20 protein-coding genes are annotated in these 25,792 nt (G+C 34.0%); 19 read left to right on the top strand and 1 reads right to left on the bottom strand.

Going from position 1 to position 25,792, the window contains the following annotated elements; genetic code table 11:
- Positions 1 to 338 precede the first annotated feature (338 nt).
- Positions 339 to 3,635, top strand: coding sequence for a PKD domain-containing protein (locus Q4597_RS11215; RefSeq protein WP_303406282.1), 3,297 nt, complete (start codon positions 339 to 341; stop codon positions 3,633 to 3,635).
- A 24-nt stretch (positions 3,636 to 3,659) separates the two neighbouring features.
- Here Q4597_RS11215 and Q4597_RS11210 read toward each other — a convergent pair whose 3' ends face one another.
- Entirely contained in the window at positions 3,660 to 4,967 is a 1,308-nt protein-coding gene (locus tag Q4597_RS11210; RefSeq protein WP_303406281.1) for a right-handed parallel beta-helix repeat-containing protein, read from the bottom strand.
- Positions 4,968 to 5,309: 342 nt separating this feature from the next.
- Between Q4597_RS11210 and Q4597_RS11205 the strand changes: the two genes are divergently transcribed.
- From Q4597_RS11205 to Q4597_RS11120, 18 genes are all read left to right on the top strand, one after another.
- Entirely contained in the window at positions 5,310 to 7,154 is a 1,845-nt protein-coding gene (locus tag Q4597_RS11205) for an Ig-like domain-containing protein (protein ID WP_303406280.1), read from the top strand.
- Between the two features lie 220 nt (positions 7,155 to 7,374).
- Complete coding sequence (murJ, locus tag Q4597_RS11200) at positions 7,375 to 8,703, top strand: murein biosynthesis integral membrane protein MurJ (RefSeq protein ID WP_303406362.1); 1,329 nt, start codon at positions 7,375 to 7,377, stop codon at positions 8,701 to 8,703.
- 13 nt (positions 8,704 to 8,716) lie between these two features.
- Complete coding sequence (locus Q4597_RS19760; RefSeq protein ID WP_368506680.1) at positions 8,717 to 9,790, top strand: glycosyltransferase family 4 protein; 1,074 nt, start codon at positions 8,717 to 8,719, stop codon at positions 9,788 to 9,790.
- 1 nt (position 9,791) lies between these two features.
- The gene (locus Q4597_RS11190; RefSeq protein ID WP_303406279.1) at positions 9,792 to 10,985 is read left to right on the top strand and encodes an O-antigen ligase family protein; all 1,194 of its coding nucleotides are present in this window, start codon (positions 9,792 to 9,794) and stop codon (positions 10,983 to 10,985) included.
- Positions 10,986 to 11,126: 141 nt separating this feature from the next.
- A complete protein-coding gene (locus Q4597_RS11185) occupies positions 11,127 to 11,720 on the top strand; it encodes a serine O-acetyltransferase (protein ID WP_303406278.1) in 594 nt (197 codons plus the stop codon).
- A gap of 2 nt (positions 11,721 to 11,722) precedes the next feature.
- The gene (locus Q4597_RS11180) at positions 11,723 to 12,787 is read left to right on the top strand and encodes a glycosyltransferase (protein WP_303406277.1); all 1,065 of its coding nucleotides are present in this window, start codon (positions 11,723 to 11,725) and stop codon (positions 12,785 to 12,787) included.
- 45 nt (positions 12,788 to 12,832) lie between these two features.
- Positions 12,833 to 13,750 carry an ATP-grasp fold amidoligase family protein gene (locus tag Q4597_RS11175; RefSeq protein WP_303406276.1) on the top strand — a complete coding sequence of 306 codons (918 nt, stop codon included), beginning with the start codon at positions 12,833 to 12,835 and terminating at the stop codon, positions 13,748 to 13,750.
- 201 nt (positions 13,751 to 13,951) lie between these two features.
- On the top strand, positions 13,952 to 14,890 hold the full coding sequence (locus Q4597_RS11170; RefSeq protein ID WP_303406275.1) for a glycosyltransferase: 939 nt from the start codon (positions 13,952 to 13,954) through the stop codon (positions 14,888 to 14,890).
- Positions 14,891 to 14,912: 22 nt separating this feature from the next.
- Entirely contained in the window at positions 14,913 to 16,055 is a 1,143-nt protein-coding gene (locus Q4597_RS11165) for a glycosyltransferase family 4 protein (protein WP_303406274.1), read from the top strand.
- Between the two features lie 156 nt (positions 16,056 to 16,211).
- Entirely contained in the window at positions 16,212 to 16,823 is a 612-nt protein-coding gene (locus Q4597_RS11160; RefSeq protein WP_303406273.1) for a sugar transferase, read from the top strand.
- The gene (locus tag Q4597_RS11155) at positions 16,820 to 17,839 is read left to right on the top strand and encodes a glycosyltransferase (protein WP_303406272.1); all 1,020 of its coding nucleotides are present in this window, start codon (positions 16,820 to 16,822) and stop codon (positions 17,837 to 17,839) included. Before Q4597_RS11160 ends, Q4597_RS11155 begins: the two co-directional genes overlap by 4 nt.
- Complete coding sequence (locus Q4597_RS11150; protein WP_303406271.1) at positions 17,836 to 18,804, top strand: ATP-grasp domain-containing protein; 969 nt, start codon at positions 17,836 to 17,838, stop codon at positions 18,802 to 18,804. The genes Q4597_RS11155 and Q4597_RS11150 overlap by 4 nt, the downstream gene beginning before the upstream one ends.
- Positions 18,788 to 19,444, top strand: a complete 657-nt coding sequence (locus tag Q4597_RS11145; RefSeq protein WP_303406270.1) for an HAD family hydrolase — start codon at positions 18,788 to 18,790, stop codon at positions 19,442 to 19,444. Before Q4597_RS11150 ends, Q4597_RS11145 begins: the two co-directional genes overlap by 17 nt.
- 318 nt (positions 19,445 to 19,762) lie before the next feature.
- On the top strand, positions 19,763 to 20,812 hold the full coding sequence (locus tag Q4597_RS11140; protein WP_303406269.1) for a peptidoglycan bridge formation glycyltransferase FemA/FemB family protein: 1,050 nt from the start codon (positions 19,763 to 19,765) through the stop codon (positions 20,810 to 20,812).
- A gap of 180 nt (positions 20,813 to 20,992) precedes the next feature.
- Complete coding sequence (locus Q4597_RS11135; protein ID WP_303406268.1) at positions 20,993 to 22,078, top strand: GNAT family N-acetyltransferase; 1,086 nt, start codon at positions 20,993 to 20,995, stop codon at positions 22,076 to 22,078.
- A 68-nt stretch (positions 22,079 to 22,146) separates the two neighbouring features.
- A complete protein-coding gene (locus Q4597_RS11130; protein WP_368506679.1) occupies positions 22,147 to 23,577 on the top strand; it encodes an MBOAT family protein in 1,431 nt (476 codons plus the stop codon).
- Between the two features lie 5 nt (positions 23,578 to 23,582).
- Entirely contained in the window at positions 23,583 to 24,575 is a 993-nt protein-coding gene (locus Q4597_RS11125; RefSeq protein WP_303406266.1) for a hypothetical protein, read from the top strand.
- A 17-nt stretch (positions 24,576 to 24,592) separates the two neighbouring features.
- Positions 24,593 to 25,774, top strand: coding sequence for a GNAT family N-acetyltransferase (locus Q4597_RS11120; protein WP_303406265.1), 1,182 nt, complete (start codon positions 24,593 to 24,595; stop codon positions 25,772 to 25,774).
- Positions 25,775 to 25,792 lie beyond the last annotated feature (18 nt).

Here is a 25,792-nt window from a genome sequence, read left to right as displayed (position 1 = left end):
ATACTGCAATAAAAAACAGGCTTTATCAACCCAAGATTTAACCATATTGCGCATTTCATCGATTTTATTCTTAATAAAATGTTAAAAAACATACATGACAACGTCTACCACATAGTGCATTACCGTACTGTATCATGTATTCGACAAACGGTACATTTTAACATATTTTAGCGCTCTTTATCGATTTTTATATATTTTTTATCGATAAAAGCAGTTTTTAAGATTTTGTTTCTATTTTTGGCCGCTTGCATTTTGTCGACTAATTTGGTTTTTTACCGATAGAAAACAATTTGACAACCGTAATTTTTTTGACGAAAATTTAACTTTTTAGCCCACTTATGAAATTTTACCCCACCGCTCCTAGCAAATCTTTTATTGGATTCGTATGCATTTTTTTACTCATAATTATATCGTGTAGCAAAGACAGTGAATTACTAAAAGATGCTGTTTTAGCCGACCCATCAACCGAAATTAAAGAAGACACTAAAGAAACTTCCGAAGAAATTACGGAAGAGGAATTAGTTCCAGAAGAAGCGGTTCTTCCTGAAGAGGAAGAAATTGTAGAGGAAAAAGTTTATGAGACTAGAACAACTGTGTTTACTCCTATTCATGATGCACATTTACAAAGTGGTAAAGGATATAATCAAGATTTAATTCGTCTTGATGAAGGGCATAGAGAAAGTTATTTGATGTTTGACATTAGCCCTATTGACTCTATTGGCGGAATCTTAGAAGAGGCTCACCTAGAGTTCACTATAAGTACAGATGATGGACATGGAACTATCTCTGTATTAAAAGGGGATTCAACCGACTGGTCTGAACATGATATATCAGAAATAACCGCACCTAAATCAGACACTATATTAGGATCAACAACAGATGATTATCATGTGAATCAAACACAGGAGATTATTTTAGATCAAGAAAAATTAAATCCAGAAGTTCTTACGTTAGTACTTAAACACGAAGATGGAAATGATTTGGCTTTTGCGTCAAAAGAACATAGTTCAAAGAATGGCCCAAAACTGGTCATTACCTATAGCGCTCCCCAAGATTCCGAAGGTATAGTCTCTGCTGACCAAAATCCAACTACAGAAGCACCATCGGCTCCATCTATAGATGACGAAGATTCTCCAGTAAGCGAAACACCGGAAGAGCCTACGAATCAAGAAGAAGAAGAAGAAGAAGAAGAAGAAGAAGAGACACCAAGTAATGATACGCCTGAGGTTATAGAAGAGGAAGAGCCGGATACTCCTATTTCAACGGAAAATCAATCCCCTATTGCTGTAGTAGATGCATCACCTTCTTCAGGTACAGCTCCACTCAAAGTAAATTTCACAGGGAATAATTCCAGTGACGATGAAGAAGTTAAAAATTACGGATGGAACTTTGGGGACGGTTCATCTTCTAATGAAGCTAACCCTTCACACACCTTTGAGAAAGCCGGGACCTTTAAAGTTGTACTTACAGTACAAGATGCACAAGGAAAAATTGATACAGAAGAAACCACAATTACGGTAAAAACCAAAGAAAACAATGCTCCTACTGCTGTCGCTAAAGCTTCGGTAACTTCTGGCGAAGCCCCATTGAAAGTTACTTTTGATGGAAAAGAATCCTCCGATGATATTGGAGTAACTAATTACCTATGGGATTTTAAAGACGGCGACAAGGGAAGCTCGTCCTCTACTTCCCATACGTTTACAAAAGCGGGTACTTATGAGGTAGTGTTGACCGTTAAGGATAAGGATGGATTAGAGAATACAGATACCGTTACTATAACTGTTACCGAAAAAGAAAATAAAGCACCTACTGCCAAAGCTTCCGCAAACACCACAGAAGGAGAGGCTCCTCTGGATATTCAGTTTAAGGGAAGTAACTCTACCGATGACACTGCCGTAAAAAATTATTTTTGGGATTTTAAAGATGGAAGTACATCTACAAGCTCAAACCCTTCCCATTCTTTTACGAAAAAGGGAACTTATAATGTGACACTTACCGTTACTGACGAAGATGGTTTAAAAGATTCCAAAACCATTACAATTACGATTACTGAAATAGAAAACGAAGCCCCGGTGGCTGTAGCCTCCGGTTCCCCATTAACTGGCTACGCCCCCTTAAATGTGCAGTTCAGTTCAAATAACTCAACTGACGATAAAGAGGTAACCGGTTATTTTTGGGATTTCAAGGACGGGTCTACAACCACCAACAAAAATCCATCCCATAGTTTTTCCGAACCAGGCACGTATAAAGTTGAATTATCCGTAAAAGATAAAGAGGGACTTACGCATTTAACGACCGTTGAGGTTAAAGTAAACGAGAGACCTGTAGACAATAGTGGTGGAAATACCGGGGGTGGCGATACAGGTAGTGGGGGTAGTACAGGTGGAGGAAGCACTGGAGGCGGAAGTTCGAGCGGAGGAAGCTCGGGCAATTATCCATCCAATGCAGTGTATGCATCAAGCTTCGGTTTTAAATCCGGTGACGCAACAGCTGCTTTTGAAGCAGCCCTGAATTCTGGCAATTCTTATGTGGTAATTGATAAGCAAAGTAGTGACTGGATAATAAAGCCAACCCGATTTTTTGATTTAACCAATATGACCATTGTATTTGAAGCAGGTGTTACATTACGCGCAAAATCGGGAGCATTTACATCATCAAGTGCTATACTTTTTGAACTTTATAGGCCTAAAAATGTAATTATTGAAGGTAATGGCGCTACCTTTAAAATGAACAAATCAGAATACAACAGTGGTGAATCCCGTCATGCATTGTCAATAAGGCAAGGTAATAATATTACTATTAAAGATTTAACCTTTCGTGATAGTGGCGGTGACGGTATTTATATTGCAGGAGGGAACAGTCTAAATTATTCTAAGGATATAACTATTGACAATGTAATTTGTGATAATAACCGGAGACAAGGAATGTCCATCATTAGTGCACAAAATGTTTATGTTAAAAACTCTACATTTAAAAATACCAGCGGTGCCGATCCTGAATCCGGTGTAGATTTGGAGCCCAATAATTCCGATGAACGATTAGTAAATATAAATTTTTCCAATTGTACATTTTCTAAAAATGATAGTTTTGGTGTCCTAGTGTCCACTGGTAAACTTAATAGTTCCTCCACTCCCATTAGCGTAACTGTTAAAAATTCAGAATTCTCTTATAATGGCGACTCTCCATCAAGTGGCATTGTTAATTCCGAAATAAGATTAAGTCAAGGTATTACCACAAATCCGGTGAAAGGAGAAGTACGATTTGAAAATATATATTTTAATGGAAGTAACAATAGGATTATAATGTACAGAAATGCTGCAGACGCTTATAACGTAATTTTTAAAAATTGTACGGCTAAAAATGTAGCAAAACAAGAAAACAGAGGTGTAATTGAATTACAAGCGTTATCAATTGAAAATACAATAGGAGGAATTACTTTCGACAATTTTAAATTAGAATATACCAATAACGTTCCCTTTTTGCGCATTGAAGCTCCAAGTTCAGGTACTACATTAAAAAATGTCTCAGGAAATTTTATTATTGATGAACCTTACAACAATCCCATTATATACTCCGGAGGATACAAAAAGAGTAAGAATGTTAATGTTAATATAAATTACCAACATATAAACTAATAATAAGCTCTTAGAGAAAATATACTAATTGTTGTTCTTATCTCGCATGCGCATACCACTATCGATCTTATCTATCACCCTAAAATTAACATTCCTGTTATATTGAGGGTCATAGTTTATATATTTGATAATTGTCTTATCTCCTGTTGAATTATTGAGAATTATAGTCCCCGTTATGTCCTTTACATTTTTAAGAGTGTTTAATTTAGACCCTCTTACCAAAAACAAAGGCAAATCTGTAGAATAAGATATATATAGATTGTCAAAAATAAAACCGCCTAGGTCATACGTATTTGTTCGATAATCAGGAACTTCTAAATAAATTGGAGGAAAGCTACCGTCCTTTGATATGTCTTGAGCTACACAATTTTTAAAAATAACTTTATAGGCATCTGGAGTCTTTCTGGTATATAGAAGCCCCCAATCAGAATCTCTTATTAAGCAATTCTCAAAAGTTACTAATCCGCCTACAGGAGAGTATTTATTCGCGCCTATAGTAATCTCAGATGCTACATACCTATTTTCTTTATGATGGTTTCTTTGTATAACACAATTATAAAATGTAATTGAAATGGGTTCTGAATCTGATTGTAATTTATTCAGAGCTAGTAAAATACCAGAATGCCCATTATTACTAAAAACACAATCTTTAAATGCAATTTCGGACAACACGTCATTTTTAGAATTAGGCTCAAAATCAACTCCCGCCTCCGGCAAAGTACCCTTTGTCTTTTCGAAAATGGAATTGGAGACTATTAATTTCTTTGCACTAATTACTGACATTCCTTGCCTTTTGTTATTTGTACTTCGAACCTTTTCTATAGATATACTTTCAGAATATTTCTTTTTTTTAGAACCTGCTATGTAAATACCATCCCCCCCGGAATCTTTTATATGAATTCCGCTCAATGACATATTTGTACAACCAATAAAACTAAAACCATGCCGCCACTCACCGGTCAAATACTCTGATTTATTCATGCAGAAAACATTTTCATCCCCTATTATTTTAATGTTTTTACAATCAACAAATTTAAAAAAAGCGTCTCCCTTTTTTAAAAACGAGCCTGGCATTGCATAAACTTCAACCCCTTTTTCTAAAATAACAACTTTATTGGCTGCATTCTCTATACGATTTGGACCAAAGAACCAAGGAGACCCCTTAATATCAATTATTAAGGTGTCTTTATCAGACTTGAAAAATAAGTTTAACGCACCAGAAGAACTCTCTTTATTTAAATCCGAGAATTTGAGTACCTGTCCAACACCACTTGTTGTAATAAAAATAAAAACCCACAGATAACATTTTATAGAATAATTAGGCAAAATCATTTACATTTTTAGTATTAAACAGAAAATTTATTAGAGTAAGTCACTATATATTTCCCTCCAAAACAAACACTAAGTAAATCTTGCAAAAAAAAAACGTGATTCCCTATTTACAGCCCATTATTTAACAATCTATAGTGTAAATACGCATTTCATCGATTAAATATTGCTATTAGAATGTTATTGGTCGAAAAATAAAATCTTCTTGCAACATAATAATTTACATAAAGTTATTGATATGGACAGTACGATACTGTTTATTTGAATTATTAACCTAGTATTAATTAACCCAAGCTAATTAATACTTTCTGAGCGAGATAGCCCAAATCTCAAAACGACCTACTTATGAAAAAGCTCGCATTTACTAGCGGTATAGTATTTTTATGCTCATTCTCTACACTTTTTACATCGTGTAGTAAAGATTTGGATCTACTGGCAGAATCAGTAGTTGTTGATAATTCATACTCTATTTATAATAATCAACTACTGGTTAACGATTTATATTTGGTAAGCACAAATGAACCAATGGTCCTAGATGTACTTTCGAATGATTCATTAATAAAAGAAGACGAGGCAAACATCACAAAAACATCGGAACCTAAAAATGGTACTGTTACTATAAATGATGATAAAACACTAACTTATATACCTAACACGAACGTTACATTAACCCAAAATGAACAAGATAGTACTTCAAGCTCTGATAGCAAAAATCAAGAATCAGTCGTGCTAGATACAGAGAATACTAGCGAAGATATATCGAAAAATCAAAAAGTAGAAAAAGAAACATTAAGTGATAGTTTCAGCTATACCGTTGAAACTGTAGACAGTGAAGGGAATAAAAAAACAGATGAAGCCATTGTAGAAATTGTATATAATCATGGAGAACTAAAAGCTTTTCCGGGAGCAGAGGGCTTTGGCAAATACGCTAAAGGTGGACGTGGTGGAAAAGTAATCTATGTAACAAATTTGAACGATAGCGGTAATGGTAGTCTACGAGAAGCGATAGAACAATCTGGACCTCGCACGGTTGTTTTTTCGGTCAGCGGATATATCACAATTAATTCGTCTCTAACTATATCTAATGACAATATTACTATAGCAGGGCAAACTGCACCGGGTGACGGAATTACCGTAAGGGTTAACCCAATTAAAGATATGGCTTGTCTAAGGATAAAAGCTGATGATGTAATAATTAGAGGTATGCGCTTTAGACCAGGACCAACAGCTTCTAAAGCTGTCAATGGTGATGCTATGTTAATGACTAGTGGCGAAAGAATAATGATTGATCATTGTTCATTTTCGTGGGCTACAGATGAAATTTTGAATCCGTATGGCACTTCAGAAATAACTTTTCAAAATTGCATATTTTCCGAAGCTTTAATGTATGCAACTCATGCGTATACTACAGACCCCAGCAGCTCGGGTTACTATAGACCGCACAGTATGGGAATGCTAGTTGGCCAGAATTCAAATATGATTACCATATACAACTCAATTTTTGCGCATAATAATCAAAGAAATCCCCTAATTGGTGGAAGTATATCAACTGGAACAGATTTTGAACTGGTAAACAATGTTTACTATAACTGGGGAGACTTTGGCACGTCAATTAGTCCTGATCATTCTTCCTATATTAATTTGATTAATAATTTACATATAGAGGGTCCAAACTCTAGAACTAATCGATATCCAATATTATTAAATGAAGAAGTCAATGTCTTTGCCAAAGGCAATATAAATAAATTCAGACCCAGTAATGACATGCCTGAAATTAATGCATTAGGAGTTAGATCCGCCCCATTCAGCAATAGAGTTGATGCTAAAATTCTTGTAACAGAACCTTTCGACTATCCTCTTGGACAAACCGATTTGTTGGAGCCGGACGTAATACTTACATCTGTAACTGATATGGCCGGTGCATTTACTAAAGATGGTGTTGACCTAAGAATTGTTGAAGACATAAAAAACAAAACAGGAAAACTGATTAATTCTCCAACAGAAGTTGGCGGTTACCCACAACTTAAAGGAGGAACCCCTTATTTAGATACAGATGAAGACGGCTTATCTAATGAATGGGAGATAAAACATAACTTGGACCCTTACAACCCAGAGGATGGAAATGAAGACTATAACCAGGATGGATATACCAATCTAGAAGATTTTCTACACTCCATGACAATAAAGTAAATATTATTTCATTACTATGTATAACTGCTGATGTAATAGAATAAATGCCTAAATTGACATCTTAGTACAAAATTATATTTTGTATTTTCGGCCATTCTTTTGCAAAAAGCTAAAGTCATCTTGTGTGATAATTATGTAAATTGAAGTAGGAATATTGACAAGATAGACTTTAAAATATGGTAGTAAGTAATAATTCTTTATTTATAGTTTCTTGAAGAAGATGTTTTCCTATTTAAAAGGTTTAGCTAGTCAACCTTTGTTTGCAAACCTTATGTCTGTTGGTTTAATGACCTTGGTCGTCAAGGGGTTTGGGTTTTATAAAGATACAATTGTTGCATCAACTTTTGGCTTGTCATCAGTACTATTAGATACTTTTTTCATAGCCATACTAATTCCAAATTTTGTACAGAATGTTTTTGTTGGAGCACTTAAAAATCTTTTCATACCTAACTATCTCGTTGAATTAAAAACTTCTAATCACAAGGGAGAATTTCAGTCAGTTAGTTTTCTGATAATAACAGCTATAGTCATAATACTAACATTAATTTGTATAATATTTGCGGAATTTTATCTTGAACAGGTGTTTACTGGTCACGAGGCCAGTTATTATGAGCTAATCCGTAATCAATTATATATTATACTACCGTGTTTACTCTTCTGGGGCTATAGTTCTTTGTTTGGAGGTTTATTAGAAATTAACGAAAAATTTATCGTATCCTCTTTAACTCCAGTTCTTACCACGATTGTCACTATTATATGTTTATTATATTTTAGAGAGCAACTTGGGGATATGGTAATGGCCTATGGAATGTTCTTGGGTACAATTGTGAGTTTTGGTTATCTTTTATACTTCACTAATCGCTCAAATGCAATATTTTTAAAAAAACCTAAATTAAACGAAAACATTGTAATAATGTTAAAACAACTTCCTGCAAAAATCACTTCTGGTTTTCTTACGGGAATAAATTCTTTTGTAGACAAATTTTTTGCAGCCCAACTTGTAGTTGGTTCAATAACTGCAATTAATTATGGGTTAAAGATTCCAGCCTTTGTTGTGGGTATCCTGATTATAGCTTTAGGTAATGTTTTGCTGCCACATTTCTCAAAATTAATAGCTACTGATTTGGGTAAAGCTTACAATCAATTATTTAAAATTTTAAGAATTGTTTTCATTGGCTCCTTAATAGTGTCAGTAATTTCTATTTTTCTATCAAATCAAATAGTTTCCCTACTTTTTGAACGAAATGAATTTACTGCTTCAGACACTATTATTGTTGCTGATATTCAAAAAATAATGCTCATGTACATACCCTTTTATCTTTGTACGTTAGTTATGGTAAAGTTTTTGACCAGTATCAATCAAAATAGTTTCATGGCCTGGACTTCATTGTGGAATCTTCTATTGAATTTAGTTTTGGATTATATTCTTGTAGAAGAATATAAGGTTTATGGGCTAGTGATGAGTACAACCATTGTGTATATTATTAGTAGTTTCTTTTATTTTACTTATACTTTTAAACAATATAAAAAGTTTAAATTAAGCCTTTAAAACCAAACCCGTTATGAAATTAGATTTTATTATAAGTAATATGTCGGGTGGCGGTGCGCAGAGAGTAATGGCTATTCTTGTTAATCATTTTATCACTATTAATTTTGATGTTAGATTAATAACTTTATATGAGAGTGAAGACTTATATTCTCTTAACCCCAGTATTAAAAGAATTAGATTAATACCTTCTTCTTCAGTCAAAAACAAAAAAATCGGAGCATTTTTAAGCCTGTACAAGTTTTATAAACATCAAGATTCAAAACCTAGCGTTATAATTTCATTTATAACCTTAACTAATCTAATTAGCATTTTAATAGCTCGCATATTTAAGATTAAAATCATTGCATCAGAACATAATAGTCATCTGCAGGTCCAGAGCCCTAAGTATTTAACAAAATTTACTTGGCAATATATATACAGATTTGCAGATTATATCACTGTATTAACTAGTTATGATATCAAATTTTACGAAGACAGAGGAGTTAATGTTGTCATAATGCCCAACCCCTGTACTTTCAAACCTATTAATACAAATAATCATTCTAGAAAAAAAACTATCTTGGCAGTAGGCAGTCTAAATAGATTTCATCATAAAGGATTTGACAACCTACTAAATCTGTTACCTCCTGTGCTCTCTAAGAATTCTGAATGGGACTTAAAGATAATTGGGGAAGGAGATAAGGGACTTAAATATTTAACTAATCTGGCACAGAAAAATAAAATTACACATAAAGTTGAATTTACAGGTTTTAAGAACAATGTTAACGAGTATATGCACTCAGCATCAGTATTTGTATTATCATCGCGTTTTGAAGGACTTCCTATGGTTCTATTAGAAGCCATGTCTCAAGGAATGGCCTGTGTAGCCTATGACTGCAAAACAGGCCCTTCGGATATTATCAAGAATGAGTACAACGGAATTCTTGTTAAAGATCAGAATGAGCATGATATGCAAGAAAAGTTGAACAGTATTATCCAAGACGTAGATAAAAGGACGTCTCTGTCCAATAATGCCATACTTAGCTTGGAAAAATTCTCCGTAGAAGCTGTTGCTGATAGGTGGAAAAAGTTATTCAATTCACTATAATATGAGAGCTGCCATAATCCTTTGCTTTTATTTTCCATTAGTTACGAACCTTCTTAACGTTCAAGCTTTTATCTCAAACTTTTTATCAGCTACTATTGCGCAAATATTTGCTTATGGTAATTTGATGTTGTTAATTATTGGCGTACTAATTATAATAAGACAGACCAAACCTTTCACACCACTTATAAAGCTTTGGTTCGCCTTCTATATTTTTTACTATTCTATAGCATTATTTGCTAACGTGCTCTTGGACACTACACCGCCAATATTAAAAACCTTAGTACCTGTAGTTTACTTCGTTTCATTCTCCTTTCTCCTTAGCATTCCTAGTCAAATTAAAAAAGTTAGCAAAATATTAGCCATTTCATTTTTTGTAAGTTCGGTATTTATAATACTTTTTAATTATTTCAACTTTTCACTAGACCACGATGGGGTCTATGAGTATAAACTGGAACGTGCCGGAGGTCTTTATGGTGATGCTAATAATGCATGCATTGTAGCTATACTTGCATTTATTTTTATTAAAAGTATTATTACAACAAAAACTAATGGGCAAGTAATATTAAAAGTTATAGCATTATTTATTACAAGCTACGCTGTAATAATAACGTTTTCAAAAACTGGCTTCGTAGTTTTCTTATTAATTTTGAGTCTTTTGTACCGTCATTTGTTTACCGTGCAGCGCTTATTATTATCAATCATATTTATACCATTGTTCTTATATGCTGCCATTACTTGGGCTATTTCTTCAGATAATTTATCTAGAATTCAAAAAGAACGGGTTGAAAGTATTGTAAATATAATTACATTAAATACGGATAAGGTTGGTTTATCAGACAGGGATATTCTTTTTAAAAACATGCTGTCTTTTATCCAAGAGAATCCATACATTGGTAATGGAATAAATTTTTCTAATATTATACGTGGGCATAACACAATATTTGGTGTATGGGCAGATGCTGGTATTTTGGTCTTTTTATTGTTCTTATTTCTTATATTTTCTTTCTTTAAAAAAGCAATATTCTCTGAAAATAGTTTAAAATATTTTGGGGTAGCTATTTTGACGACATTAACAATTTTTATGATGACATTACAAACGATTATAAACCAGGGGTATTTAATGGTTCTATTTTCATTACTTAGTTTTATATTTTACAAAACTAAGGGGGATATAAAGAATATCATGTATAATTAATCATTGGGATTTTTTTTAAAATTTCCAATATTATTGTATGATTACCGTTATCGAGTCTTTCATACCATCTAAGAACATTTGCTCTTAAATTAGTTAAATGGAATAGTTCACGAATAATCTTAGTTATTTAAGTTAATGACAATGATACCAAAAGTAATCAAGTCGAAAAACGATCTGAAACAATTTATCCGTCAAGATCAAATTGCTCGAGGAATAAAGACAAATACTCTTGCACAAAAGCTAAAACAATTTATATATACTGATCCAACTTGGAAATTTCAGAAAAAACTCCGTCAGGTTGAATATTACCACAACAAACGAAAAAATCTTTTTCAATGGATATATTATTACTATTTGGAATATAGATATAAAAAACTTTCGATAGCTTTAGGGTTTACAATTCCCAAAAATATTTTCGGTCCTGGTTTGTCAATACCGCATTATGGGTTAATTATAATTAATAGTCGAACGAAAATCGGAAAAAATTGCAGGATTCATTCAGGAGTTAATATCGGAGCATCTGGAGGGGTGCCTAACGCACCAGTAATTGGTGATAATGTTTATATAGGGCCAGGGGCCAAGATATATGGTGATATTCAGATTCCAAACAATACGGTTATAGCCGCTAATGCCTGTGTTAATAAATCATTTTATGAAGAAAATACAATATTAGGAGGCATACCTGCTAAAAAGTTGAAAACAATTGATATTACATCTATACTTAAACACATATAAATTTGCGCATAAAAGTAATCTTTATAATTCCATCATTGCGTTCAGGTGGTGCGGAGAGAGTAATGTCTTTTTTAGCTCAGAATCTGAACAAAGAACAATTTAACCCTATTTTATTAGTTGTCGGGCATAACGAAAATGTTGCTTATGACGTAAAAGATACGAATGTCTTTTTTTTAAAAAAAGATAAAGTCAGTAATGCCATACCTAAAATAATAAGATTTTTTTATGACCAAAAGCCGCAAATAGTAATAAGTGCTATAGCCCATTTAAATATGGCAATGGCCCTAATTTCACCTTTATTTCCAAATACCAAATTTGTGGGCCGAGAAACTATCGTGGCCAGTAAATCTACAAAACAAAAATCCAGAAGTTTAGTTTCTACCATATTATTTAAACTAAAGCCCAAATTATTAGATTGTATTGTTTGTCAATCAAAAGACATGAGGGAAGACCTGCTCAATAATTATAATTACCCAGCGCACAAATTGCACATTATTAATAATCCAGTGACCAGCAAGTTTAGATTAAAAGATTCATTCAATAATAATTCAAAATTTGAACTAATAACTGTAGGAAGACTGACAAAGCAAAAAGGATATTCAAGAATATTAATTGCTTTATCTAAAATAAATGTAGACTTCCATTACACTATTATAGGTAACGGTCCTCTATACGAAGTGGTAATGAATGATATACACAAATACAAATTGGCCGATAAGGTAAAACATATACCTTATACTAATAAGGTAGAGACTTTTTTATCCAAAAGTGATTTATTCTTATCTGGCTCGTACGTTGAAGGTTTTCCAAATGCAATACTGGAAAGTTGCGCTGTTGGAACGCCCGTGTTAGCTTTTGCAGCTGAAGGAGGTATTGACGAAATTATAAAGCCTGGTATAAATGGAGAAATCGCCTTTAATGATAAAGACTTTCTCGAAAAACTTAAATTTTGCATAGCTAAAAAATGGGAGCCTTCAGTTATTCGTGAATCTGTCACAAAACTATATTCAGAAGATATAATCTTATTTAAGTACCAAGAACTATTTCTGAAACTTAAAAATAGCTAGCTCAAATCAACGTTAGGCAATCCAATTCAACATTAGATGTATACCATGAAAGTAATTGATCCATTATTCAAAATATATTCCAAATCCAGATTTTTTCGCAGCTTTACGAACTTCCTTCTTAATGCCGGCCGATATGTCATTCCAGAAGCAACAGTGTTAAAATTTCGTTTTAAAAAGATGTTAGGCTATTCTCTAAATCTTGACTTACCGAAAACTTATAACGAGAAAATACAATGGTTAAAATTAAATGATAGAAGTGAATTACACGTAACTTGTGCGGATAAATTTGCTGTCAGAGAACACATTGAAAAGAAAATAGGATTGAATTATCTCATTCCTCTAATCAATCAAACAAAAAAGGTTGAAGAAATAAATCCTGAAACTTTACCAGACTATCCCGTGATAATTAAAACTACTCATGATAGTGGTGGTGTTTTGATAGTCAGAGATAAACATAAAATTGACTGGACTGATGCTCGGAAAAAATTAACTTCTTTATTGAATTATAAGTATGCAAACATTAAAAGTGAATGGCAGTATGAGAAAATAGAACCAAGACTTGTTGTAGAAAAACTATTAATCAGTGAAGATGGGAAAATTCCATCTGATTATAAATTTCATTGTTTCAATGGTAAAGTCGGTTTTATACAGGTCGATGTCGATAGGGAAACAAATCATAAAAAAAATCTTTATGATATCGACTGGAATCTAATTCCTTGCGAATTTAATTATCCTATTGGCCCCCCTGTAGCTAGACCAACTACGTTAGGTGAGATGATTGAAGTAGCACAAATTCTTTCTAAAGATTTTTTATTCGTTCGGGTCGACCTTTATTCTGTTAAAAATAAGGTTTATTTTGGTGAACTAACGTTCCATCCGGCATCGGGCTTTGGGAAATTTATTCCTGAAGTTTGGGATTTGAATTTTGGCCAAATGCTTAAATTACCCGTTCGTAGTAAATAACGCATTTATAATCTAGTGAAAACTGTATTTAATTAAGCTCTGAAACTAACTCAAAAACATACTTGGCTATTTGTACTCCCTACAGACAGCATACAAGGCTCCGAACATATTGTTAAAAGTATGGCCCTCTACCTTTCACAGAAGGACCAGTCGTGCAGGGTGATTATACTATCAAAAAAAACAAATAAAGGTTGGGCAGAAATGGAGAAAAGGTATGACATTGTCTACCTTCCTTTCAGTTCGTACGCTATAGGGATACTCTGGCTCCTACCCTACCTGTTGATTAAAAACTATAGAGATGTTTCTTATACCTTCTCATCGCAGACTATTATAAACGGTTCTCTAGGATTGGCCAAAAGATTAGGAGTTTTGAAAGCCAAAGTTATTTTAAGGGAGTCCAATTCTATATTTCAACTTTTAACCGGGTATAAACTAAAAGTATATTCTCTTTTTTATACGCTGGGCTACAAGGGTTCTTCATTGGTCATTACGCAAACCGACTACATGAAAAGGCAGCTTGTGGAAGCACTCCCAACTCTTACCAAGAATCTTAACATCAAAACTATTTCGAACCCTTTTAATTTTGATGATATAAACTCCAGAACTGGAAGTATTGCAAAAGAGTTTGATAATAAAAAATTTATTGTCGCTGCCGGAAGGTTGGCCCCTGCAAAAGGTTTTGACATACTCATAGACGCCTTTAGAGAGATAGCAATGGTGTATAGCGATTTAAAATTAATTATTCTTGGAGAGGGTGCGGAAAGAGATAATCTTAATAAAAAAATTGAAGAGTTAGGGTTGAAGGAAAAGGTTCATATGCCGGGTTACGTACAAAACGTATATGTATACTTTAAAAAAGCCGAAGTTTGTGTGTTATCATCTCGTATTGAAGGGTTTCCAAACGTTCTATTACAGATGATGTCTCAGAATACTGCTATAGTTGCAACTTTAAGTGCTGGCGGAATTGAAGATATTCCCAACATCCAAACATGCCCCACAGAAGACATGGAAAAACTAAAAAATAGTATTATAAACGCACTTGAAAGTGATACCACAGCCAATAAACCTATATTTGATTCGTTTTTAAAGTCAAGAACACAGTCTTCATTCTATACGCAAATAATGGAATCTGTTCATTAATTAATTCCTTATACAGGATTTTATGAATTTCAATAAAAACATACTCATCCTCTGCTCCGCTTCCTTTTCTTTAAGCAATTTTAGAGGAGATCTTATAAAGCACCTATTAACTAAAGGCTTTAAGGTATACTGTGGCGGACCAGACTTTGACGATAACACATTAAAAAAGGTTCGCGAATTGGGTGGTATTCCGGTACCGTTCAACTTACAAAGAACCGGGTTAAACCCGCTAAGCGATTATAATACCATTAAGGAACTGAAAACCATAATGGTAACACATAAAATAGACGTACTTTTTCCGTACACCATTAAACCCGTTATCTATGGATCATTTGCTGCCAAGAAACTTGGCATTCCCGTAATTTCCCTAATTACAGGTCTCGGATTTACTTTTAGCAGGGTAACCACGAAGGCTAAAGTTTTGCAATCCGTAACAGAGTTTCTATATAGAAAAGCCTTAAAATCCAACAAAGCCGTTATTTTTCAAAATTCGGACGATCTTGAACTTTTCAAAAATCATAAAATTGTTGCACGAAACCAATCTTTACATGTAGTTAACGGTTCCGGGATCAACCTAGACAAATTTCCCTTTAAACCAAGAAGGCATTCCGCAAGTAGTGCTGTTAAGTTTGTACTTGTAGCCAGGTTAATGAAGGAAAAAGGGGTTGAACTTCTTATGAACGGGGCACGAGAATTAAAACCCCATTATCCTAATTCAGAATTTCATATTATTGGCGAACCTCCTGAAAACAGTAGTTCTGCGGTCTCACAAAAAGAACTTGAAGAACTAGACAGAAATGGGACCATAGTATATCATGGTAAATCCATCAATGTAGCAAAATCTATTTCTGAATTAGACATTTTTGTATTGCCTACTTACTATAGAGAGGGCGTACCCCGCTCTATCCTAGAGGCTTTATCAAGTGGTATGCCCATCATCACCACCATGCAGCCTGGTTGTAAAGAAACTGTTGTTGAGGGCAAAAATGGTTTTTTAATTGCGCCCAAAGAAGAAAAACCGCTTGTTGACGCTATGAAATACTTTTTGGACAACCCAGGGCAAATTGAAATTATGGGTCAAGAAAGCAGAAAATTAGCTGAAAATAAATTTGATGTGAATCTAATTAACAGCCATATTTTTAATATTATTGAAAAACAGCTATAAAAGCTCTAACGGTATTAAAAAAAGTTCTGGTCTTCTGCTTAGCATGAAAGAAAAATCCGAATATCCCCCTACAACCATAAAAACCGTAATTGGTCTATCTGGATCAATGAAAAAGAAAATATTATAGTTAATTTGCCGTAGGAATATTTAACCAGTATGTACAAACATTTTATAAAACGGGTTTTGGACTTTTTTATAGCGCTATTCGGTTTAATGGTAGCCGGTCCAATAATCGTATTTGTCATAGTGTTCTTAGCCGTCTCCAATCAAGGAGACGTTTTCTTTGTTCAAAAAAGACCGGGAAAAAACGAGAAGATTTTTAAAATCTTTAAATTCAAGACTATGAACGACAAAAAAGACGAAAATGGCAACCTTCTTCCTGATGAAGTAAGACTGACACCTATTGGCAGGTTCATTAGAAAAACTTCTCTTGATGAATTACCCCAGTTACTTAATGTTCTAAAAGGTGAAATGAGCCTTATAGGCCCAAGACCATTATTGGTATCCTACCTCCCCCTGTATAATGACATGCAAAAAAAAAGGCATTTAGTAAGACCGGGTATTACCGGTTGGGCCCAAGTAAATGGAAGAAACGCGATTTCTTGGGACAAAAAATTTGAATATGATGTTTGGTACGTTGAAAACCGCTCGTTTTGGTTAGATTTAAAAATTCTTTTTCTAACTATCCAAAAGGTTATCAAGAGTGATGGCATTAGTTCAGATTCAAGCGCAACTATGGAAGTTTTTACAGGAAACAGTAAAGTATGAAGTTAAGTATAATCATCCCCTGCTACAACATGGAACTCTATCTGCCCGAATGTGTAGATAGCCTATTGAAGCAAAGCCTGCTCCCTGAAGAGTATGAAATCATTATTGTAAATGATGAGTCCAAGGACAAAACGCTTGAAATTGCCATGGACTATGCCAAAAGAAATGACCATATAAAGGTCATAGACAAAAAAAATGCTGGGGTTGGGGCCGCTCGTAATTCAGGTTACGACATGGCACAGGGCGAATATATTTATTTTTTGGACCCAGATGATTATGTAGCGGAAAACACTTTGCCAGTGCTGTTAAAATTAGCTTCAGATCATAGTTTGGATATCCTTACATTTAGAACAAAGTCTGTTGTAGAAAAAAAGTATCCCGTTTCCGAAAACTTGGGTAGTAAATTAAACGATCTTACTATTGAAGATGGTATATCTTATTTGGCCCATAGGAAACACCAAAATGAAATCTGGTGGTACCTCATAAAAAGAGAGTTCATAAAAAATACGGGGATCCGTTTTATTGAAGGTAAATGGATGGAAGATGCCATACTCACTGCCGAGCTGTTCTGCCAAGCCAAAAGAATGGCACATACCAATTTAGACGTACATAGATACCGAATTTTACCAACTTCGGCAATGCGCAATAAGAGCCCGGAACATTACAATAAAGTAATTTATGACAACGCCAATGCCGCTCATGTATTTGATAAGTTAATAGCAACTGTTCCCAAGGAGCATGAAAATGCCCAAGCATGCATTAAACGGTTAAAGACCAGACAGCAATCGTTTGTTTTTTTCCTTATGGTTCGTTTAATGAAGTCGGATATATCAGTTTCGGAGATTCCGGCCATGTTATCGGATTTTGAAAAAATAGATGCTTACCCATTAAAAAAATTCATAGGAGAAGATTATCACGGAATAGGCTATTCTTGCTTGGTTTTCGTATTTAATAGAAAACCTTTGATTAATCCATTCATAAAGATGTTCCGATCTTTTTATACCATAACACAATGAACGTTCTCATATCTTCTGCAGGCAGACGCGTTTCTCTTGTCAGAGCTTTTCAAAAGGAACTTAAAAAAATATACCCTAGTGCAAAGGTATTTGCTTCAGATGCCGATCCAACTTTATCCGGAGCCTGCCAAATAGCCGACGGTTATTTTAAAGTACCTTTTGTTACACATCCTGACTATTTTGATGTTCTCATAAAAGAATGTAGAGATAGGAATATTAAGTTATTGATTCCAACGATAGATACAGAATTACTACCGCTGTCTCAGAATAGGCTTCTTTTAGAAAAAAATGGGGTTACTCCTGTAGTGGCTTCATCTGATTTTGTAGGCAAATGCAGGGATAAAAGACAAATTCATAAGTTTTTTGAGGAACATAATGTTGCGGTAGCCAAAGAGTTTTCAAAAGATAATTATGAACTACCCTTATTCATTAAGCCAATAGACGGTAGTCGTAGTGTAGACACTTATCTTATAAAGGAGGAAAAAGATTTGACCTCCTATCATTTTGAAAATGATAAGCTCATGTTCTTGGAGTACCTTGACCATGACTTTTATGATGAATTCACCTGCGATTTATATTATGGAAAAGATAACAAACTAAAATGTGTAGTTCCTCGCAAACGGATTGAAGTTAGAGATGGTGAAGTTTACAAAGCTTTGACCGTTAAGAATCTCTTGGTTGATTACATTAAGAAGAATTTAGCCCATGTTAATGGTGCTGTTGGATGTCTTACAGCTCAATTTTTTGTTCATAATACAGAAGATAAGGTGAGGGCTATAGAAATTAACCCTAGATTTGGTGGTGGCTACCCCCTATCCTATTTATCAGGAGCCAATTATCCAAAATGGATTATTGAGGAATTTACTCAAGGCAAACATATTGAGGAAAACTTTGATTGTTGGGAAAATGATTTGCTTATGATACGATACGATGATGAAATTCTAGTTCATGGATATAAAGGTTGATGAAAAAACAGTTATCGTTTTTGATTTAGACGATACACTCTATAATGAAATTGACTTCCTTAGGTCGGCCTATTGTGCAATTGCCCAAGAATTGGGTTCCAAAGAATGGAAGCCTCTATTTGCACAAATGTTCTCTATGTACAGAAATAAAGAAAACGTATTTGAACATTTAGCAACTACTTATAATATCAAAAAGGAAGCTCTCATAAACCTTTACCGGAATCACAATCCTACTATACAACCATTTTCAGGGGTTCTTCCTTTACTACAATCAATTAAGGATAAGGGAGGAAAATTGGCTATAATTACGGATGGGCGCAGCAAAACCCAAAGAGCGAAGCTTTTAGCGTTAGGTATTGAAACTTACTTTGATAAAATAGTTATTTCTGAAGAGTTGGGCTCGGAAAAACCTGATAAAAACAACTACTTAGAAATAGAAAAAACCTTTGCAAATCATAATTACTGCTATGTAGCGGACAATGTAAGGAAAGATTTTATAGCTCCCAATCATCTAGGATGGAATAGTATAGGACTGATTGACAATGGCTTAAACATTCATAATGATGGCTATCGCTATTTTACCGAAACCCATCTTCCTAAAGTTTTTATAGAGAAAATTGGAGATATCGCCGTAACATAAAGCAATTATCACCTTATTTTTTGAATAAAAGTTAACTATCCTATTTTTTTGAAAATCCTCCTTAAAGCAGTAATTTTATAATACTATTTTACTCATCTTTACACCATGCGAAAATAGGTTTACATTAGACAATTTATAACTGAGTATCAATTAAATACAATCAAATGGCTTCAAGAAAAAGTTATTTGCTAACCAACACCACATCAGTAATCAAAATTTTGCTTTACGGTTAAATTCTATTGAGAAATCTCAACAATGAAATCCAACACTAACCTGAGGTTTAAGATTACTTCTACCTCAAGCATTTAACCTGCATTAATGATTGAAATTGTAACCGAAAGGAATGAATGGAACGATCTCATGAAAATGGTCGACCACTGTGACTTTTACCATACCTACCACTATCATTACCTTTCAAAAAACGAAGACGAGACACCTATTCTAATTCACTATGAAGAAGATGGGGCCAGTATTATTATACCTTTAATGCTAAGAGATATTGAAGGGACATGCTATAAAGATGTAACTTCTGTCTATGGTTATGCCGGACCACTCTGCAGTACCAAGAGCCTTAACTTTGAAAATACCACGTTCAAAATTGAATTACAGAAGCTTTTTATTGAGCAAAAAATAGTTTCCGTTTTTTCTAGACTTCATCCTTATATAGACCATCAAGAAGAGATTCTTGCCAATATTGGAGATATTTCAAGTCCTGGAGAAGTGGTCTATATAGACCTTACCCTTCCCTTGGATATACAGCGCCAACAATACAGTAGTCGCTTAAAGACTTACATCAACAAAAGCAGAAAAGTATGTTCTGTCAGAAAAGGTACTTCCGAGGAGGATATTCGGACTTTTATGGATATCTATTACGAAAACATGCGTAGGGTAAATGCGGATGAAAGTTATTTTTTCAATGACCGTTATTTTTATCAGCTCATGTTAAGTTCATTCTTTAAAACAGAACTTTTACTATGTGTTATAGATGAAACCCAAGAAGTTATAGGTGGCGCCATGTTTATTAAGACCGATGAGATTGTTCAATATCATTTATCCGGCTATAAGGAAGAGTATGTTAACCTTAATGCTATTAAGCTGATTATTGATACTATGCGTATTGATGCTACTGAGGAAAACTACAAATTTTTTAATCTTGGCGGTGGAAAAGGTGTTAAAAGTGATTCTTTATTCGCTTTTAAATCCACTTTTTCCAAAAATCACAGACCGGCTAAATTTTGGAAATGGATTGTAAATCCTAAAGTCTACAAAGACTTGGTTAAAAAGCGGGAAGAGCAGCTATGCGACAGCACAAATGATGGTGAAAGCAATTTTTTTCCAGCATATCGCCAAATGCCCAAATCTAATTAATCTTAATCTGTTTTGATAAAAAATAATCCCTTTCTCTCAGATACCTACGTTTCCGTTTGGTCTAAACACTTTAACCAAAATAAGAAACCACTGAGCTTTGATTGCTTTAAGAATATTGGTTTTTATGGCTCAAGCTACTTGCCTTTATATATTAATTCTGGAAAAACCCTAACTAAGGGTATGGATTACAGCATAGGAAGTACAGATGGTAAGGGTTATAAAAATAAGGTCTTTCTCATTTATGATGTTCCCGCATATTTTAATAATGATATAAGCGTTCCAGCTGACTCAAAACTCAAGTTTCAAAGCTCAAAGCAATATCCTGGTTTTGCAATAAATTTAGAAGAGTACAGCAACTTCAACGAGTATATGCTTGCTACTTTCAGTAAGAGTAGCAGATACAAATTGAATAAATACAAAAAGCGCTTTGAAGCCTGTTTTGATATTACTTATAAAATGTACTTTGGTGAAATCACTAAAGATGAGTATGATGCGGTTTTTGTTTCATTTAAAGAATTACTTACAAAACGCTTTAACGATAAACAAATAACAAATAATAACCTCAATCCTGAAGAATGGCAGTTTTATTATGATGTTGCTTATCCCTTAATTCTGGAAAACAAGGCTTCTTTGTTCGTTATTTATGACGAAAATGCTCCCATTGGAGTTACCTTAAACTACCATTCCGATACCGTACTTTTTGATGCCATTACCGTTTTTGATATTGACTATGCCAAATTCCATTTAGGCTCGGTCACTATCATGAAACTAATTGAATATTGCCTAACTGAAAAAATTAAGATTTTTGATTTCTCAAAAGGATATTTTGATTATAAAACTAGATGGTCCAACAAAACATACGATTTTGAATACCATATTTTTTATGACTCCTCATCCATATTAGCTAAAACATTGGCTCGGGGATTAAAATCCTTTTTTGATTTAAAACAGAAGTTGCGTGAGAAAAATGTAAACGAAAGATTGCATAGACTAACTTATAAGCTTAAGAGCGCGAAAACAGAAGTGTCAACAATGCAGACCGCGTTCAAATTTGAGGCTATTTCTGAAGAGCCGCACCAAAATGATTTAACCGAAATTGATTTAAACGCTGCGGAAAACCATATACTAAAATCATTGGCTTTTGAGTTCTTATATCTTAATGATGAATGTTCAAAAGACTTAAAAGTATATAGAGACAATGCAAAACAGTATTACTTTATAGGCCAAGCAAAAAAAGCAAAGGCAATACCAGTTCAACCATTGTAACTATTGAACAAAAATGATATTAACACAATAAACATTAAATAACAGTGCTGTTTAATTCGCTTGATTTTTTGATTTTTCTTCCAGTGGTCTTTGCACTGTACTGGTTTGTGTTCAAAAAGAGCCTGAAAATTCAAAATTTATTGGTAATTGTAGCCAGTTATGTCTTTTATGGCTGGTGGGATTGGCGTTTTCTTATTTTAATATTTCTTAGCACCGTTCTAGATTTTTTCGTTGGCCAACAAATTTTCAAATATCAGGACAACAAGCAAAAAGCCAAATATTGGTTATGGGTAAGTGTAGCTTTTAACCTAGGACTATTAGGCTTTTTTAAGTATTTCAACTTCTTTGTTGACTCCTTTATAGAGTCTGTAAATGCACTAGGGTATAGTATTAAAAGTGTTTGGACACTCCGTATTATTCTACCTGTAGGGATATCTTTTTACACTTTCCAAACCATGTCCTACTCGTTTGATATTTACTATAAAAAACTGAAACCTACTACCAATTTCGTTTCTTTTGCCGCCTTTGTAGCTTTCTTTCCTCAACTTGTGGCAGGACCAATTGAAAGGGCGTCAAATTTATTGAACCAAATTAATACACGCCGGGTTTTTAGCTACGAACAAGCTACTAGTGGTCTTAAATTAATTCTATGGGGGTTCTTTAAAAAGCTAGTCATAGCCGATTCTCTCGCTCCTATAGTAGACGACATTTTTACCAATTACCCAGATTACCCAGCCTCTACTCTTATCCTTGGGGTGTCGCTTTTTAGTTTTCAGGTATATGGTGATTTTAGCGGTTATACAGATATTGCTATTGGCACCGCAAAACTTTTTGGTGTAGAACTAATGTCTAACTTCAAGTTTCCAAACTTCTCTAGGAACATTGCGGAATACTGGCAAAGATGGCACATTTCATTAAGTACATGGTTCAGGCATTACCTGTACATTCCCATGGGAGGTTCACGGGTAAGCAAACTAAAATCATTACGGAACATTGCGGTTATTTTCCTGGTAAGTGGCCTTTGGCATGGTGCAAATTGGACATTTGTTTTTTGGGGCGGTATTCATGCTCTACTCTACATTCCCGTATTTTTAATGGGAAGAAATCGGGTGTACGCAGATAATGTTATTGCAGAACGTACCTGGTTACCTAGTATTACGGAAATAGGCCAAGTACTTTTAACTTTCTTTCTGGTTACTTTTTCCAGAATATTTTTTAGGTCCCCTTCCCTATCCTCCTCTTTTGATTTCATAAAGCAGATAGGCAATAACTTTCGCTACGAACCCTATATGCACCCTATGGGCTATAGAATGCTGGACTTTTATGTATTGATTGCCCTTTTCACTATTTATGAATATCTGATAAGAAAGGATGAGAGGTCCCCATTTAAATTCAGTTCGCCAGTTGTCCGGTTTTTATTGTATACCCTGGTAGTTTTGAGTATATTATTATTCTATGATGATGGCGTAAACCGTTCGTTTATCTACTTTCAATTTTAGTTGGGATGAAAAAATTTGTTCTAAAAACTATAGTATATATTCTATTGATTCTTCTTGTATTGGAAGTAATTGTTAGGGTATTCCATTTATATACTGAAGACCCACCCCGTTTTATAGACGAATACGGCGTTGAAAAGCGAGTACCTGACCATGACGGCTATGCTGTTACTGGAAATAGAAATCAAAATTTCTCGAAATTCCACATTAATAAAGCCGGTTTTAATTCCTTTAGGGAATTTACCCCATCTACGGATACATATGAAATGGCACTAATTGGAGACTCTTTTATTGAGGGTTTTCATCAAGATTTCACCAACTCTATAGGTAAACAAATAGAAAACCAGACTAATGGCGTACAAGTTTATGAGTATGGATATGCGGGTTATGATTTTGCCAATCAAATGCATCTTGTGTATGCCTATCAAGATGATTTTAAACTTATAGATCAAATTGTTCTATACTTGAATTACGATAACGATTTGGGCCGCGCAGAATATGAGCCAAACAAAGACCGAATAAAAATGTTGTCCTCTACATTATTTAAAATAAGGGACAACATTAAGCTATTGGCCTACGGAAGCAAAATTGGGATTGTAGAACCGCTAAAAAAACTCGCACAACGCGGTGTAGCTTTTAATGAAACCGAAAAAGGGTATCAAACCAACGAGCTAAAAGACAGTGAAGAAGCAAAATTAAAACAAGATCAAGAACGGATTGCCAATTTCAAAAATCTTATAAAACTATATGGTTTTGACAAAAGTAAAACCAGCTTACTTTTGGACAGTAGAAAAACCAGCGAGCGTTTTCTAGCATTTTGTCGTGATAATGACATATGTTATATTGATTTCTCTATTAGTTTTGAAAACTCACAGAAACCCACTACTCTTATCTATGACCATCACTGGAACTCACATGGAAGAGCCTTAATTGCAAAAGAGTTAGCTAACTATCTAGAGAAAGCTAAATCATCCAAGCCTTTACCAAATACGGCAGAGTAAGCATCTGCTAATCACACATGAATTCATTAAACTTTTTCTTTAGCGTATACACAAAAGAGTCCTTGCCCTCTTATTACAAAAGCTTACTGAACCGCTATACACAAGAACTAGTTTTCACCAATTCTAAAGAAGAAAAATTTCAACTGCCAGCTACATCTTTTGTTGTGGAGGATATTCCTAGTTATTTTACGGTAAAAAAAGATGTACTTCCTAAAGAAATAGGGTGTTTTAGTATAAAGCAGTATCCCGGTTTCCTCATTAATTTTGAAAACGTAAAATCGCTCCCGGACTACCTTAATGAGAGGTTCGGAAAAACCAGTCGTTATAAACTACGTCGGGAACAAAAGAAACTGGAACAGTGTTTTGACATTAGGTATCAAATGTATTTTGGTGCTATTGAAAAACCGGAATACGATTTTTTAATGGACGAGTTTTACCGCCTATTGGAGCTACGTTCATTAGAAAAAGGAATCAAAGACAATATTAACCTAGCTACGCAAGACTTTTACAGAGCACATGTTTACCAAATGATCTTAGACAAAAAGGCTTCGTTCTATGTTATCTATAACGGAAAAATGCCAATTGATATTTGTCTTAACTTTCACATGAAAGACGTAATCTTTCAATATATAAGAACCTATGACATTGATTATTCAAAATTCAATACAGGGTATACGGACTTAATGAAACAAATAGAATGGTGTATCTCTAACAAAATAAAACTTATAACTTTTTCCAAAGGCGATTTCTATTGGAAAAGACGTTGGTGCAATACTGTTTACGATTACCAATATGAAATTTTCTTTTTAAAAAAATCATTGATAGGAAGATTAAAAGCTACATCATACTATTTATTGAAAGCCCTGAAGCAATATGTACGCGAAAAAGGATTGATTGAAAAATACCACAATTACCAATCCAAAAGAAAAAACTCTCAGGAATTAAATAGTGAATTGCCCAAAATTAAACACACCAATATACCTTTTCATACGGAAATCAAGAATATTGAATCCATAAATTTTAAGAGTAGCAAATTCGATTTTTTAAGAAGGAATATTTACGATTTTCTTTATGAAAGCGACGAAAAAGAGTCGGAAATTAACGTTTACTCAATTTTAGACCAATCTGATTCTTACTTGGTTATAGGAAAAAACAGCAAAACGGTGCTCTCCAATACTGCATTTTCATCATCTTTTTAAAACAAATTAGAGAAAAAA

This window comes from Zobellia sp. 1_MG-2023 (genome assembly GCF_030549125.1).
Classification (GTDB): Bacteria; Bacteroidota; Bacteroidia; order Flavobacteriales; family Flavobacteriaceae; genus Zobellia; species Zobellia russellii.
The sequence above is the reverse complement of the archived record's forward strand: the minus strand, read 5'-3'. Positions and strand labels throughout refer to the sequence as shown.

What these genes read in the sequence shown, in the direction of transcription:
- Q4597_RS11190 (WP_303406279.1), top strand. Translation starts at nt 9,792, where the DNA reads ATGAGAGCTGCCATAATCCTTTGCTTTTATTTTCCATTAGTTACGAAC.
- murJ (WP_303406362.1), top strand. Translation starts at nt 7,375, where the DNA reads ATGTTTTCCTATTTAAAAGGTTTAGCTAGTCAACCTTTGTTTGCAAAC.
- Q4597_RS11150 (WP_303406271.1), top strand. Translation starts at nt 17,836, where the DNA reads ATGAACGTTCTCATATCTTCTGCAGGCAGACGCGTTTCTCTTGTCAGA.
- Q4597_RS11175 (WP_303406276.1), top strand. Translation starts at nt 12,833, where the DNA reads ATGAAAGTAATTGATCCATTATTCAAAATATATTCCAAATCCAGATTT.
- Q4597_RS11140 (WP_303406269.1), top strand. Translation starts at nt 19,763, where the DNA reads ATGATTGAAATTGTAACCGAAAGGAATGAATGGAACGATCTCATGAAA.
- Q4597_RS11120 (WP_303406265.1), top strand. Translation starts at nt 24,593, where the DNA reads ATGAATTCATTAAACTTTTTCTTTAGCGTATACACAAAAGAGTCCTTG.
- Q4597_RS11145 (WP_303406270.1), top strand. Translation starts at nt 18,788, where the DNA reads ATGGATATAAAGGTTGATGAAAAAACAGTTATCGTTTTTGATTTAGAC.
- Q4597_RS11160 (WP_303406273.1), top strand. Translation starts at nt 16,212, where the DNA reads ATGTACAAACATTTTATAAAACGGGTTTTGGACTTTTTTATAGCGCTA.
- Q4597_RS11165 (WP_303406274.1), top strand. Translation starts at nt 14,913, where the DNA reads ATGAATTTCAATAAAAACATACTCATCCTCTGCTCCGCTTCCTTTTCT.
- Q4597_RS11185 (WP_303406278.1), top strand. Translation starts at nt 11,127, where the DNA reads ATGATACCAAAAGTAATCAAGTCGAAAAACGATCTGAAACAATTTATC.
- Q4597_RS11125 (WP_303406266.1), top strand. Translation starts at nt 23,583, where the DNA reads ATGAAAAAATTTGTTCTAAAAACTATAGTATATATTCTATTGATTCTT.
- Q4597_RS11215 (WP_303406282.1), top strand. Translation starts at nt 339, where the DNA reads ATGAAATTTTACCCCACCGCTCCTAGCAAATCTTTTATTGGATTCGTA.
- Q4597_RS19760 (WP_368506680.1), top strand. Translation starts at nt 8,717, where the DNA reads ATGAAATTAGATTTTATTATAAGTAATATGTCGGGTGGCGGTGCGCAG.
- Q4597_RS11210 (WP_303406281.1), bottom strand. Translation starts at nt 4,967, where the DNA reads ATGATTTTGCCTAATTATTCTATAAAATGTTATCTGTGGGTTTTTATT.
- Q4597_RS11170 (WP_303406275.1), top strand. Translation starts at nt 13,952, where the DNA reads ATGGAGAAAAGGTATGACATTGTCTACCTTCCTTTCAGTTCGTACGCT.
- Q4597_RS11205 (WP_303406280.1), top strand. Translation starts at nt 5,310, where the DNA reads ATGAAAAAGCTCGCATTTACTAGCGGTATAGTATTTTTATGCTCATTC.
- Q4597_RS11135 (WP_303406268.1), top strand. Translation starts at nt 20,993, where the DNA reads ATGGATTACAGCATAGGAAGTACAGATGGTAAGGGTTATAAAAATAAG.
- Q4597_RS11155 (WP_303406272.1), top strand. Translation starts at nt 16,820, where the DNA reads ATGAAGTTAAGTATAATCATCCCCTGCTACAACATGGAACTCTATCTG.